The 14,393-nt window shown below is 66.8% G+C and carries 11 protein-coding genes; all 11 read right to left on the bottom strand.

All coding sequences use genetic code 11. From position 1 onward, the window contains the following. Positions 1 to 20 precede the first annotated feature (20 nt). The 11 genes from rpsG to rplK all read right to left on the bottom strand — a co-directional run bounded on the left by rpsG (position 21) and on the right by rplK (position 14,383). The gene (rpsG, locus tag CP976_RS25955) at positions 21 to 491 is read right to left on the bottom strand and encodes a 30S ribosomal protein S7 (RefSeq protein WP_003998848.1); all 471 of its coding nucleotides are present in this window, start codon (positions 489 to 491) and stop codon (positions 21 to 23) included. Positions 492 to 493: 2 nt separating this feature from the next. Then, on the bottom strand, positions 494 to 865 hold the full coding sequence (rpsL, locus tag CP976_RS25950) for a 30S ribosomal protein S12 (protein ID WP_003948652.1): 372 nt from the start codon (positions 863 to 865) through the stop codon (positions 494 to 496). Between the two features lie 339 nt (positions 866 to 1,204). Continuing rightward, complete coding sequence (locus CP976_RS25945; protein ID WP_150482518.1) at positions 1,205 to 1,726, bottom strand: DUF1707 and DUF4190 domain-containing protein; 522 nt, start codon at positions 1,724 to 1,726, stop codon at positions 1,205 to 1,207. Between the two features lie 138 nt (positions 1,727 to 1,864). Further along, a complete protein-coding gene (locus CP976_RS25940; protein ID WP_150482517.1) occupies positions 1,865 to 5,764 on the bottom strand; it encodes a DNA-directed RNA polymerase subunit beta' in 3,900 nt (1,299 codons plus the stop codon). A 93-nt stretch (positions 5,765 to 5,857) separates the two neighbouring features. Continuing rightward, positions 5,858 to 9,343 (bottom strand): DNA-directed RNA polymerase subunit beta, encoded by a 3,486-nt coding sequence (rpoB, locus tag CP976_RS25935; RefSeq protein ID WP_150482516.1) that lies wholly within the window; start codon positions 9,341 to 9,343, stop codon positions 5,858 to 5,860. Between the two features lie 574 nt (positions 9,344 to 9,917). Further along, a complete protein-coding gene (gene rplL / locus CP976_RS25925; protein ID WP_059424784.1) occupies positions 9,918 to 10,304 on the bottom strand; it encodes a 50S ribosomal protein L7/L12 in 387 nt (128 codons plus the stop codon). 115 nt (positions 10,305 to 10,419) lie between these two features. Further along, a complete protein-coding gene (gene rplJ, locus CP976_RS25920; protein ID WP_150482515.1) occupies positions 10,420 to 10,950 on the bottom strand; it encodes a 50S ribosomal protein L10 in 531 nt (176 codons plus the stop codon). A gap of 294 nt (positions 10,951 to 11,244) precedes the next feature. Further along, complete coding sequence (locus CP976_RS25915) at positions 11,245 to 12,069, bottom strand: SCO4651 family lipoprotein (RefSeq protein WP_150482514.1); 825 nt, start codon at positions 12,067 to 12,069, stop codon at positions 11,245 to 11,247. A gap of 92 nt (positions 12,070 to 12,161) precedes the next feature. Continuing rightward, on the bottom strand, positions 12,162 to 13,019 hold the full coding sequence (locus CP976_RS25910) for an SCO4651 family lipoprotein (RefSeq protein ID WP_150482513.1): 858 nt from the start codon (positions 13,017 to 13,019) through the stop codon (positions 12,162 to 12,164). Positions 13,020 to 13,145: 126 nt separating this feature from the next. Next, positions 13,146 to 13,871, bottom strand: coding sequence for a 50S ribosomal protein L1 (rplA, locus tag CP976_RS25905; RefSeq protein ID WP_010036794.1), 726 nt, complete (start codon positions 13,869 to 13,871; stop codon positions 13,146 to 13,148). Positions 13,872 to 13,948: 77 nt separating this feature from the next. Next, positions 13,949 to 14,383, bottom strand: coding sequence for a 50S ribosomal protein L11 (rplK, locus tag CP976_RS25900; protein ID WP_086842667.1), 435 nt, complete (start codon positions 14,381 to 14,383; stop codon positions 13,949 to 13,951). Positions 14,384 to 14,393 lie beyond the last annotated feature (10 nt).

The following is a 14,393-nucleotide window of genomic DNA, read 5'->3' as shown; positions in this document are numbered from 1 at the left end:
GGTCTCGATGTGGGTAGCGACTACCAGCGGTAGTGCGCGAAGGCCTTGTTGGACTCGGCCATCTTGTGGGTGTCCTCGCGCTTCTTCACGGCCGCACCGAGGCCGTTGGAGGCATCGAGAAGCTCGTTGAGGAGACGCTCGGTCATGGTCTTCTCGCGACGGGCGCGGGAGTAACCGACCAGCCAGCGCAGCGCCAGCGTGTTGGCGCGGCCGGGCTTGACCTCGACCGGCACCTGGTAGGTGGCACCACCGACACGGCGGGACTTGACCTCGAGGGTCGGCTTGATGTTCTCGAGAGCGCGCTTCAGCGTGATGACCGGGTCGTTGCCGGTCTTCTCGCGCAGACCCTCCATGGCACCGTAGACGATGCGCTCGGCGGTGGAGCGCTTGCCGTTCAGCAGCACCTTGTTGATCAGGGAGGTCACCAGAGGAGAACCGTAGACCGGGTCGATGATGACCGGGCGCTTCGGGGCGGGGCCCTTACGAGGCATTCTTACTTCTCCTTCTTGGCGCCGTAGCGGCTGCGGGCCTGCTTGCGGTTCTTGACACCCTGGGTGTCGAGCGAACCGCGGATGATCTTGTAGCGAACACCCGGCAGGTCCTTCACACGGCCGCCGCGCACGAGCACGATGGAGTGCTCCTGCAGGTTGTGTCCCTCACCCGGAATGTAAGCGGTGACCTCGATCCCGCTGGTCAGACGCACACGCGCGACCTTACGCAGGGCCGAGTTCGGCTTCTTCGGGGTGGTCGTGAACACACGCGTGCAGACGCCACGACGCTGAGGGGAACCCTCGAGTGCGGGCGTCTTGTTCTTCTCGACCTTGTCCTGCCGGCCCTTGCGGACCAGCTGCTGGATCGTAGGCACTACTTCTCCGGTTTCTGTGTGCCGATAGGTGAAGCTAACCTGGAACGTCGCCGACCCACGCGGTCGGGTGTGTCGAATCCCGCGAACTCCCGCTGCCAGGCAGAATTAAGCGCGGATTACGGTGGCCGGTATCAGCTCGACGTGCGGTTCATGGCACGCACGAGAGCCAGGGCACACCCCAGGCACAAGGTCTGAGCGTACCTATCGCATTGGCTGCGGTCAAAACAAATGGATGCCGGCCGCATCGCCATACGGGGCATGTCAAGACCCCCGGCCGTTGTCGATCTTCAATTCGATGACGGCTGTCCGATTTGCGCACATTTCGCGCAGCCCTGCGCGTCACCCCGCCGCGATGGACACCACCGTCAGCAACACCATGACGAGTGCCCAGCCGACGGTGGACAACCACCCCAGTACGAGACCGGTCAGCGCGAGCCCGTCCCCCAGCTCCCCCCGGCTGCGGATCTCGGCCCGCGCCACGTGCCCCAGCACCACGGCCGGGATCCCCGTCAGCCCCATGGTCGGCACACACAGCAGCCCGCACACGCCGGCCGCCACCGCCTTCCCGTTCGTCTGCGGCCGCGGCACGGGCAGAAACGTCCGCGGCACGGGCATCACCCCGGCCGGCTGCGGCACAGGCCCCTGAGGCAGATCGGCGACGAGCACCGCCAGCTCACCCACGGTCCGCGCCGCGTACGCCCGCGCCACCCGCTTCTCGAACTCACCGTGCTCCATCCGCCCCTCGCCGTACCCTGCTCTGAGCACGTCCACGGCCCGCTCCCGATCGGCATGCGAGGCGAGCATGGACGGGGCACTGGGGCCCTGCCAGGGCTGCCAGGAGGGATAGGGCGGCTGGGACACGTCGTGCACCTCCCCGGAGCGCGGAGTCCCTCCATGATGCGCCCTGGCGGCCCTTCTGGCACCGGCGCGTCCCCGCGGACACGCCGAAGGGCGGCCACCCCGAGAGGTGACCGCCCTTCAGTGACTCTGACCTACGCCTTACTGGTTGTACGGACCGTAGTCGTAGTCCTCCAGCGGCACGGCCTGGCCGGAGCCCGTGCCGAACGGCGAGTAGTCGATGTCGTCGTAGCCGACGGCCGAGTACATCGCGGCCTTGGCCTCCTCGGTCGGCTCGACCCGGATGTTGCGGTAGCGGGACAGACCCGTACCGGCCGGGATGAGCTTACCGATGATGACGTTCTCCTTGAGGCCGATGAGGCTGTCGGACTTGGCGTTGATCGCCGCGTCCGTCAGGACTCGGGTCGTCTCCTGGAAGGAGGCGGCCGACAGCCAGGATTCCGTCGCCAGCGAGGCCTTGGTGATACCCATCAGCTGCGGACGACCGGAGGCCGGGTGACCGCCCTCCTGGACCACACGACGGTTCTCGGTCTCGAACTTCGAGCGCTCGACCAGCTCGCCGGGCAGCAGCTCGGCGTCGCCGGACTCGATGATCGTCACGCGGCGGAGCATCTGCCGGATGATGATCTCGATGTGCTTGTCGTGGATCGACACACCCTGCGAGTTGTAGACCTTCTGGACCTCGCCGACCAGGTGGACCTGGACGGCACGCTGGCCCAGGATGCGCAGCACGTCGTGCGGGTTGGTGGCACCCACGGTGAGCTTCTGGCCCACCTCGACGTGCTCGCCCTCGCTGACCAGGAGCCGGGCGCGCTTCGAGATCGGGAACGCCGTCTCGTCGCTGCCGTCGTCCGGCGTGATGACCAGCTTCTTGGTCTTCTCGGTCTCCTCGATCCGGACGCGGCCGGAGGCCTCGGAGATCGGGGCGACACCCTTCGGGGTACGGGCCTCGAAGAGCTCGACGACACGCGGCAGACCCTGGGTGATGTCGTCACCGGCCACACCACCGGTGTGGAAGGTACGCATCGTCAGCTGGGTACCGGGCTCACCGATGGACTGGGCGGCGATGATGCCGACCGCCTCACCGATGTCGACCAGCTTGCCGGTGGCCAGCGAACGGCCGTAGCACATCGCGCAGGTGCCGACGGCGGACTCGCAGGTCAGGACCGAGCGGGTCTTGACCTCCTCGACGCCGTGGCGGACCAGCTCGTCGATGAGCACGTCGCCGAGGTCGGTACCGGCCGGGGCCAGCACCTTGCCGTCGACCACGATGTCCTCGGCGAGGCAGCGCGCGTACACGGACGTCTCGACGTCCTCCGCCTTGAGCAGCGTGCCCTCGGCGTTCCGGCTCGCGATCTGCAGACGCAGACCGCGCTCGGTGCCGCAGTCCTCCTCGCGAATGATGACGTCCTGGGAGACGTCGACCAGACGACGCGTGAGGTAACCCGAGTCGGCGGTACGCAGAGCGGTGTCCGCCAGACCCTTACGGGCACCGTGCGTGGAGATGAAGTACTCCAGCACGGACAGGCCCTCACGGAAGGAGGCCTTAATCGGACGCGGGATCGTCTCGTTCTTCGCGTTCGACACCAGACCACGCATACCGGCGATCTGACGCATCTGCATCATGTTGCCTCGTGCACCCGAGTTCACCATCATGAAGATCGGGTTGGTCTTCGGGAAGTTGTCGTTCATCGCCTCGGCGACCTCGTTGGTCGCCTTGGTCCAGATCGCGATGAGCTCCTGCGTGCGCTCGTCCTTGGTGATCAGACCGCGCTCGTACTGCTTCTGGACCTTCTCGTCCTGCGCCTCGTAGCCCTTGACGATCTCCTTCTTCGCCTCGGGAACGACGACGTCGGAGATGGCCACGGTGACGCCGGAGCGGGTCGCCCAGAAGAAGCCGGACGCCTTCAGGTTGTCGAGCGTCGCCGCCACGATGACCTTCGGGTAGCGCTCGGCGAGGTCGTTGACGATCTCGGAGAGCTGCTTCTTGCCGACCTCGTAGTCGACGAACGGGTAGTCCTCGGGCAGCAGCTCGTTGAAGAGCGCGCGGCCCAGCGTGGTGTTCAGCCGGAAGCTGTCACCCTGCTGCCACTCGGGCTCGCCCTCCTCACGCGCCGGCGGGGTCCAGCCACGCGGCGGGATGGTGCCGACCGGGAAGCGGACGTCGATCCTCGACTGGAGCGAGAGCTCGCCCGCGTCGAAGGCCATGATCGCCTCGGCGACCGAGGCGAAGGAACGGCCCTCGCCCTTGAGGTCGCGCATCTCGCCGTCGGTGGTGAGGAAGAACAGACCGAGGACCATGTCCTGGGTCGGCATCGTCACCGGACGGCCGTCGGCCGGCTTGAGGATGTTGTTCGAGGACAGCATCAGGATGCGGGCCTCGGCCTGCGCCTCCGCGGACAGCGGCAGGTGCACGGCCATCTGGTCACCGTCGAAGTCCGCGTTGAACGCGGTGCAGACGAGCGGGTGGATCTGGATGGCCTTGCCCTCGACGAGCTGCGGCTCGAAGGCCTGGATGCCGAGGCGGTGCAGCGTGGGCGCACGGTTCAGCAGAACCGGGTGCTCCGCGATGACCTCTTCCAGCACGTCGTACACGACCGTGCGGCCGCGCTCGACCATGCGCTTGGCGCTCTTGATGTTCTGCGCGTGGTTCAGGTCGACCAGGCGCTTCATCACGAACGGCTTGAAGAGCTCCAGCGCCATCGCCTTCGGCAGACCGCACTGGTGCAGCTTGAGCTGCGGACCGACGACGATCACGGAACGCGCGGAGTAGTCCACACGCTTACCGAGCAGGTTCTGACGGAAGCGACCCTGCTTGCCCTTCAGCATGTCGCTGAGGGACTTCAGCGGGCGGTTACCGGGACCGGTGACCGGGCGACCACGGCGGCCGTTGTCGAACAGCGCGTCGACGGCCTCCTGGAGCATGCGCTTCTCGTTGTTCACGATGATCTCGGGCGCGCCGAGGTCGAGAAGCCGCTTCAGTCGGTTGTTCCGGTTGATCACACGGCGGTACAGGTCGTTCAGGTCGGAGGTCGCGAAGCGGCCACCGTCCAGCTGCACCATCGGGCGAAGGTCCGGCGGGATGACCGGCACGCAGTCCAGCACCATGCCCTTGGGGCTGTTGCTGGTCTGCAGGAACGCGGAGACGACCTTCAGGCGCTTGAGCGCACGGGTCTTCTTCTGGCCCTTGCCGGTGCGGATGATCTCGCGGAGGCGCTCGGCCTCCTCGTCGAGGTCGAAGGACTCCAGGCGCTTCTGCAGCGCCGCGGCACCCATCGAGCCGTCGAAGTACGTGCCGAAGCGGTCACGCAGCTCGCGGTAGAGCAGCTCGTCGCCCTCGAGGTCCTGGACCTTGAGGTTCTTGAACCGGTTCCACACCTCGTCGAGCCGGTCGATCTCGCGCTGCGCACGGTCGCGCAGCTGCTTCATCTCGCGCTCGGCACCCTCGCGCACCTTGCGGCGCACGTCGGCCTTGGCGCCCTCGGCCTCCAGCTCGGCCAGGTCGGTCTCGAGCTTCTTGGCCCGGGCCTCCAGGTCGGCGTCACGGCGCTGCTCGATCTGCTGGCGCTCGACGGAGACGTGGGCCTCCAGCGAGGGCAGGTCGCGCGTGCGGCGCTCCTCGTCGACGTACGTGATCATGTACGCCGCGAAGTAGATGACCTTCTCCAGGTCCTTCGGGGCGAGGTCGAGCAGGTAACCCAGCCGCGACGGGACGCCCTTGAAGTACCAGATGTGCGTGACGGGCGCGGCGAGCTCGATGTGGCCCATCCGCTCACGGCGCACCTTGGCGCGCGTGACCTCGACGCCACAGCGCTCACAGATGATGCCCTTGAAGCGGACGCGCTTGTACTTGCCGCAGTAGCACTCCCAGTCCCGGGTCGGACCGAAGATCTTCTCGCAGAAGAGTCCGTCCTTTTCGGGCTTGAGCGTGCGGTAGTTGATGGTCTCGGGCTTCTTGACCTCGCCGTGGCTCCACTGACGGATGTCGTCAGCGGTAGCCAGACCGATCCGGAGCTCGTCGAAGAAGTTGACGTCGAGCACTATGCGTCAATCCCTCTCAGGGTTGTAAGTCTTTGGTCTGATACGGGGGTCCTGGGGCCGGCGGCCTTCATGACGAAGGCCGCCGAACTCCCGTCAGACCTCTTCGACGCTGCTCGGCTCGCGCCGGGACAGGTCGATGCCGAGCTCCTCCGCAGCGCGGAAGACGTCCTCGTCGGTGTCACGCATCTCGATGGACATACCGTCGCTGGACAGCACCTCCACGTTCAGGCAGAGAGACTGCATCTCCTTGATGAGCACCTTGAAGGACTCGGGGATGCCGGGCTCGGGGATGTTCTCGCCCTTGACGATGGCCTCGTAGACCTTCACGCGGCCGGTGACGTCGTCGGACTTGATGGTCAACAGCTCCTGGAGCGCGTAGGCGGCGCCGTACGCCTCGAGTGCCCACACCTCCATCTCGCCGAACCGCTGGCCACCGAACTGAGCCTTACCACCCAGCGGCTGCTGGGTGATCATGGAGTACGGGCCGGTCGAACGGGCGTGCAGCTTGTCGTCGACCAGGTGGTGCAGCTTCAGGATGTACATGTAGCCGACCGAGATCGGCTCCGGGAACGGCTCACCGGAGCGGCCGTCGAACAGCCGCGCCTTGCCGGACGGGAGCACCATGCGCTCGCCGTCGCGGTTCGGGATGGTGTGCTCCAGCAGGCCGGCCAGCTCGTCCTCGCGGGCACCGTCGAAGACCGGCGTCGCGACGTTGGTCCGCGGCGGGACCTGGTCGGCGTCGATGGCCTGGAGGCGCTGCGCCCACTCCTCGGCGAGACCGGAGACGTCCCAGCCCTGGCTGGCGAGCCAGCCGAGGTGGATCTCCAGCACCTGTCCCGGGTTCATTCGGGACGGGACACCGAGCGGGTTGAGGATGATGTCGACCGGGGTGCCGTCCTCCAGGAACGGCATGTCCTCGATCGGCAGGATCTTCGAGATGACGCCCTTGTTGCCGTGGCGGCCGGCGAGCTTGTCACCGTCGGTGATCTTGCGCTTCTGCGCGACGTAGACGCGCACCAGCTGGTTCACACCGGGGGGAAGCTCGTCGCCCTCCTCGCGGTCGAAGACGCGCACACCGATGACCTTGCCGGTCTCGCCGTGCGGCACCTTCAGCGAGGTGTCACGGACCTCACGGGCCTTCTCACCGAAGATCGCGCGCAGCAGGCGCTCCTCCGGCGTCAGCTCGGTCTCACCCTTGGGCGTGACCTTGCCGACGAGGATGTCACCGGCGATGACCTCGGCACCGATACGGATGATGCCGCGCTCGTCGAGGTCGGCGAGGACCTCCTCGGAGACGTTCGGGATGTCCCGGGTGATCTCCTCGGGGCCGAGCTTGGTGTCACGGGCGTCGACCTCGTGCTCCTCGATGTGGATCGAGGAGAGGACGTCGTCCTGCACGAGGCGCTGCGACAGGATGATCGCGTCCTCGTAGTTGTGACCCTCCCACGGCATGAACGCCACGAGCAGGTTCTTGCCCAGCGCCATCTCGCCCTGCTGGGTGGCCGGACCGTCGGCGAGGACCTGGCCCTCGATGATCCGGTCGCCCTCGGCCACGATGACCTTCTGGTTGACCGAGGTGCCCTGGTTGGAGCGGGCGAACTTGGCCAGGCGGTACGTGATGTACGTGCCGTCGTCGTTGGCGGTGGTGATGTAGTCCGCGGAGACCTCCTGGACCACACCGGCCTTCTCGGCCTTGACCACGTCGCCGGCGTCGACCGCGGAGCGGTACTCCATGCCGGTGCCGACGAGCGGGGCCTCCGCCTGGATCAGCGGAACGGCCTGGCGCATCATGTTCGCGCCCATGAGGGCACGGTTGGCGTCGTCGTGCTCCAGGAAGGGGATCATGGCGGTCGCGACCGACACCATCTGGCGCGGCGAGACGTCCATGTAGTCCACGTCCTCGCCGCCGACGTAGTCGACCTCGCCGCCCTTGCGGCGGACCAGGACGCGGGCCTCGGCGAAGCGGAGGTCGTCCGTCAGCGGCGCGTTGGCCTGCGCGATGACGAAGCGGTCCTCCTCGTCGGCGGTCAGGTAGTCGACCTCGTCGGTGACCTGGCCCTCGAACACCTTGCGGTACGGGGTCTCGACAAAACCGAACGCGTTGACCCGGCCGTAGGAGGCGAGCGAGCCGATCAGGCCGATGTTCGGGCCTTCAGGGGTCTCGATCGGACACATGCGGCCGTAGTGCGAGGGGTGCACGTCACGGACCTCGAAGCCGGCCCGCTCACGGGACAGACCACCCGGGCCGAGCGCGGACAGACGCCGCTTGTGCGTCAGACCCGACAGCGGGTTGTTCTGGTCCATGAACTGGGACAGCTGGCTGGTGCCGAAGAACTCCTTGATGGAGGCGACGACCGGCCGGATGTTGATCAGGGTCTGCGGCGTGATCGCCTCGACGTCCTGGGTCGTCATCCGCTCGCGGACGACACGCTCCATACGCGCCAGACCCGTACGGACCTGGTTCTGGATGAGCTCGCCGACGCTGCGCAGGCGGCGGTTGCCGAAGTGGTCGATGTCGTCGGTCTCGACGACCACGGACGTGCCGTTGTCACCGACCGTCTCGGTCTCGCCGGCGTGCAGCTTCACCAGGTACTTGATCGTCGCGATGATGTCCTCGACGGTCAGGATCCCGGCGTCCAGCGGGGTGTCGGTACCCAGCTTCTTGTTGACCTTGTAGCGGCCGACCTTGGCCAGGTCGTAGCGCTTGGGGTTGAAGTAGAGGTTCTCGAGCAGCGTCTGCGCGGCCTCACGCGTGGGGGGCTCGCCCGGGCGCAGCTTGCGGTAGATGTCGAGCAGCGCGTCGTCCTGGCCCTGGGTGTGGTCCTTCTCCAGGGTGGCGCGCATGGACTCGTACTCGCCGAACTCCTCGAGGATCTGCTCGGTGGTCCAGCCGAGCGCCTTGAGCAGGACGGTGACGGACTGCTTGCGCTTGCGGTCGATGCGGACACCGACCATGTCGCGCTTGTCGATCTCCATCTCCAGCCAGGCACCCCGGGACGGGATGATCTTGGCGGAGAAGATGTCCTTGTCGGACGTCTTGTCGATGGAGGAGTCGAAGTAGACACCGGGCGAACGGACGAGCTGCGACACCACGACACGCTCGGTGCCGTTGATGACGAAGGTGCCCTTGTTCGTCATGAGCGGGAAGTCGCCCATGAAGACCGTCTGGGACTTGATCTCGCCGGTCTCGTTGTTGGTGAACTCGGCGGTGACGAAGAGCGGGGCCGCGTACGTGAAGTCGCGCTCCTTGCACTCGTCGATCGAGTTCTTCGGCGGCTCGAAGCGGTGGTCGCGGAAGGTCAGCGACATCGACCCGCTGAAGTCCTCGATCGGGGAGATCTCCTCGAAGATCTCCTCGAGCCCGGACTTGGTGGGGACGTCCTGACCGTTCTCGAGAGCCTCCTCGACCCGACTCTGCCAGGCGGTGTTGCCGAGCAGCCAGTCGAAGCTCTCGGTCTGCAGCGCGAGCAGGTTCGGAACCTCAAGAGGCTCCTTGATCTTTGCAAAAGAGATGCGCAGCGGGGCAGTGCTGGCGGCGTTGTTCGTATTCGCGGTCGAGGCGTTGCGCGAGGCGGCCAAGAGGGGGTCCTTCCGAGGGCTCGGACTCACTACGCGCGTACCGGCCCCTCTCCCGTACACAGAGACAAGCAATGTCGGTCCGGCCGAAAAGCCAGGTCAGACAGGTCTTGTCGTCGATGCTCGGGCGAGGGCAGACCCCTGGTGACGGGCAGGGGACAGCTAACAGGCAGCGCAAAGGGTCAGTGTAGCCACACGGCACACTGATGTCCAGTCCGGGTTCTGAAACCCGTGTTCACCCTCGTTGTTCCACTCCTGCGACACGGCGCTGCCCTCAACGCACGTTGATACTGCCCTCTTCGTCGCCGATCCATACCTCGGATTCGGATCCTTGTGACGACGCGTCCTGAGAATTGCGCGCTGCGTGCGGTTCGTCAAGGCCCCCCTGCCCGATCCGGGGCCGGCCCAGAGGCACTACGAAGATCACCATACCCCCCGCCACAGAGGGTTCAAGGCAACCGTGGCCGGACCCCGGAAACGCCGAAGAGCGACCACCCGGATGGATGATCGCTCTTCGGCGCTTACGCGTTACACGCCCAGTGGGACGTGTCGTGGATCCTGGCGGATCCGAGAGGTCTTACTTGACCTCGACGGAGGCACCGGCGCCCTCGAGGGACTCCTTCGCCTTGTCGGCGGCCTCCTTGTTGACCTTCTCCAGAACCGGCTTCGGCGCACCGTCGACCAGGTCCTTGGCCTCCTTCAGGCCCAGGGAGGTCAGCTCACGCACGACCTTGATGACCTGGATCTTCTTGTCGCCGGCGCCGGTGAGGACGACGTCGAACTCGTCCTTCTCCTCCTCGGCCGGGGCAGCCGGGCCACCCTGGGCCGGACCCGCGACGGCGACCGCGGCGGCGGCGGCGGTGACGTCGAACTTCTCCTCGAACGCCTTCACGAACTCGGAGAGCTCGATGAGGGTCATCTCCTCGAACTGCGCGAGCAGGTCTTCCTGGCTGAGCTTCGCCATGATTGGCGGTCCTTCCACTAAATCGGCAGGTGCCGGATGTACATGTGAGGCGGGCGTACTACTGGCCCGCGACGGCCTCCGCGTTCAGGCAGCGGGGGCCGGGATGCGAGCCGAATTACTCGGCACCGCCCTGCTCGTCCTGCTTGGCACGGAGCGCGTCCACGGTGCGGACGAGCTTCGACGGCAGCGCCTGGAAGACAGAGGCAGCCTGGGACTGCTTGCCCTTCATGGCACCGGCCAGCTTGGAGAGCAGAACCTCGCGGGACTCGAGGTCCGCAAGCTTCTTGATCTCATCGGCGGACAACACCTTGCCGTCAAGGACGCCGCCCTTGATGACCAGGCTGGGGTTGTCCTTGGCGAAGTCACGAAGACCCTTCGCCGCCTCGACCGGGTCACCGGTCACGAAGGCGACGGCCGACGAACCCGTGAAGAGGTCGTCGATCTCGTTGATCCCGGCCTCGTTGGCCGCAATCTTGGTCAGCGTGTTCTTTGCCACACGGTAGTTAGCGTTCTCACCGAGTGAACGACGCAGCTGCTGGAGCTGCGCCACGGTGAGACCGGTGTACGCGGTGATGACGGCGCCGTTGGAGTTGCGGAACTTGTCCCGCATCTCCTCGACGGCATCGACCTTGTCAGGCCTCGCCATGAGCCTCGGCCTCCTTCCGGGTGATTCGGACCGCGCGGACCCGAAGGAGGACTGGGGAAAACGAAACGCCCCGGCGCAGGCGCACGGGGCGTAGCTCGACCGGTTGCACGCACGCACGGGGCGGCGGACTCCGGGAGCTTCTCCAAGTGTCACCTGCGCGGGTCGTCCGCCGTTCAGCGGATCCTTCGGCCACCGCGCCCTCATCCGAGCGCGCGGTAACGACCAGCGGTCTTTGGCTTCTGTAGGAGAGTACGGGAACGGATCGCCGTCAAGCAAATCCGCCCGTACGACGGGTCAGCTCGCGTCGAGTTCCTTGAACAGGTCGGCGAGGTCGGCGACGTCCTTGGCCGGCGGGGCCGTGACGTTCACCGGCTTGTTGTAGTCGAGGAAGGTGATGGTCATGTCGAGCGGACCCTTGTCGGCCGCGCCCTTCATCCGGAACTGCTTGGTGTGGTCGTCACCGTCGACCCACATGTCCATCGTGAGCTTGTCGACGCCCAGCTTCTCGTACTGCTTGATGCTCTTCTCGCGCTGCGCGCGCGTGTCCGCCTTCCCGTCCTTGAGGGACGCGCGGAGCTCCTTGAGCGTGACGGTGCCCGTGTAGTGGGTCGTCTCGACGCCCTCGACCTTCTCGGAACCGACCTTCTTCACGTCCTTGGCGCCCGTGAGGAAGGTGGACTGCGCCGCCGGGTTCTGCTCCGCCTGGTTGGCGGACCCCAGCTGGTCCAGCTCCTTGCCCGCGTCGGACCCGGACAGGTCGAACTTCATCCAGGTCTTGCCGTCCATCTCCTTGGCCATCTCGGCTCCCCCACCGATGTACATGGCCTTGTCGACGAGGCGGATCTCCACGGCTTCGGCTCCCTGGTCGGGCGCCGTCATCTTCATGCTCATGGCGATCGTGGGCTTCAGGCGCATCGACGCCTCGCCCTTGACCTGGCCCGACTCCGGCACCGTGCCGCTCATGCGGTACCGGAGGGACGTGATGTCCTCCGTGTTCTTCGCCGCCTTGGCGACGGCGGCCGCGGGCGTCATTTCCGGCGACTGCTCGGAACCGCAGCCGACCGCACCGGCGGCGAGAAGCAGAGCGCCCAGCCCGGCGACAGGTATGGATGTCCTCATTGATTCCCCCCAAGGAATACATGCTTGCTCCACAGCAAGGCCGTGAGCCTATCCCAGAGGGGCACAAGTGATCTATGAGAAATGAGGGGACCTCAGGACGTAGCGCCCTTCGTCTGCATCAGGTCGTCGAAGTCCCCGGTGTCGGACAGCGGGGGCCGCTGGGCCCGGACCCGCACGCCGTAGTCGCCGTAGTGCGCGGTCTGGGTCATCCGGCCCGTGGTCATCCGCGCCTTCTCCACCTTCTTGACCAGCAGGTTGCGCTCGTCGATCCAGACGTCGACGGTCTCGGTGGTGACGCCGGCCTCGGTGAGCTGCTTCTTCAGGGCGGCGTAGGTGACGTCCTCGGCGGCCACGGTGCCGGAGTAGTGCGTGGCGGGCCGGCCGCGCACGGACTCCTCGCCGACCTTCCGGACGTCCCCGGAGGCCAGCAGGAGCTTCACGGACTGGTTCGGCGTGGTGGTGCGCATCTGGTCGCCGAGGTGGGCGCCGGAGCCCCCGGCGAGGGCTTCCAGGTCCTCGTAGGCGTACCGGATCCAGTGTCTGCCGCCGGTCTGCTCGGCGAACTTCTCACCCATGCGCGCGTAGTAGGCGTCGGGCAGGTAGCGGGCCTCCATGGAGGTGCTGCCGAGCCGGCGCATCGTGTCGGCCAGGGTGCCGCCGGTGTACGTGATGGTCAGGGTGCCGGTGATGCCGTCGCCCCAGCCGATAGTGCCGTCGGCGGTCATGGACATCAGCGAGCCCATGGTCGTCGTGGACTCGACCCGGGCGGACGCGGCCCGCCGGGTAGCGCGCTCGGCGGAGCGCAGGGCTTCGACGGTCCTGCCGTGGGCGGCGCGGTCGTCCTTGCCCGGGCCGTCGGAGGAGTCCTGGGACGTGCAGGCGGCCACCCCCGTCAGCGCGGTCGCCGCCGCGAGCACCAGGCTCACGCGGCGCACGGTCCTGCCCTGCATATGTCCCCCGTTCCCATCCGGTTCCCGCACGTTAACCCAGGCCACCGGCGTACGTACCGGAAAAGGGAACGGGCCCCGCACCCGTGAGGGTGCGGGGCCCGTGACCGGACAGGTGAGCCGTCAGGCTCAGACCGCGGCCGGGTCCTCCTCGACGAGGAGGTTGCGGGTGCGGTTCGGGTCGACCGGAATGCCGGGGCCCATCGTGGTGGTGATGGCGGCCTTCTTGATGTAGCGACCCTTGGCGGCGGACGGCTTCAGACGGAGGATCTCCTCCAGCGCGGCGCCGTAGTTCTCCACCAGCTTGGTGTCGTCGAAGGACGACTTGCCGATGATGAAGTGCAGGTTCGCGTGCTTGTCGACACGGAACTCGATCTTGCCGCCCTTGATCTCGGTGACGGCCTTGGCGACGTCGGGGGTGACGGTGCCGGTCTTCGGGTTCGGCATCAGACCACGCGGACCGAGCACGCGGCCGAGGCGGCCGACCTTGCCCATGAGGTCCGGGGTGGCGACGACGGCGTCGAAGTCCAGACGGCCCTTCGACACCTCGTCGATCAGCTCGTCGGCGCCGACGATGTCGGCGCCCGCGGCACGCGCGGCCTCGGCACGGTCGCCGGTCGCGAAGACCAGGACCCGGGCGGTCTTACCGGTGCCGTGCGGGAGGTTCACGGTGCCACGGACCATCTGGTCGGCCTTGCGCGGGTCGACACCCAGACGGAAGGCGACCTCGACGGTGCCGTCGAACTTGGTCGTGGAGGTCTCCTTGGCGAGACGGACGGCCTCGAGCGGGGCGTACAGCTTCTCCCGGTCGATCTTGGCGTCCGCAGCGCGAAGGGACTTGCTGCGCTTGCTCACTACTGCTCCTGTGGATTCTTAGGAGTCGTGGTCCGGGCCGAGCAGGCCCTGCCACTTCTGCTGATGGGGGTTGGGGCTCAGCCTTCGACCGTGACGCCCATGGAACGCGCGGTGCCGGCGATGATCTTCTCGGCGGCGTCCAGGTTGTTGGCGTTGAGGTCGGGCATCTTGGTGGTGGCGATCTCGCGGACCTGGTCACGCGTGATCTTCGCGACCTTGGTCTTGTGCGGCTCGCCGGAGCCCTTGTCCACGCCCGCGGCCTTGAGGATCATCTTCGCGGCCGGCGGGGTCTTGGTGATGAAGGTGAAGGAACGGTCCTCGTAGACCGTGATCTCCACCGGGATCACCCAGCCACGCTGCGACTCGGTCGCGGCGTTGTAGGCCTTGCAGAACTCCATGATGTTCACGCCGTGCTGACCCAGCGCGGGGCCGACCGGCGGGGCCGGGTTGGCGGCACCGGCCTGGATCTGGAGCTTGATGAGCCCCGTGACCTTCTTCTTCTTGGGAGGCATTGCTCTCTCC

It is taken from the genome of Streptomyces coeruleorubidus, assembly GCF_008705135.1.
Lineage (GTDB): Bacteria > Actinomycetota > Actinomycetes > Streptomycetales > Streptomycetaceae > Streptomyces > Streptomyces coeruleofuscus.
This window is presented reverse-complemented; position numbering and strand designations above follow the sequence as displayed.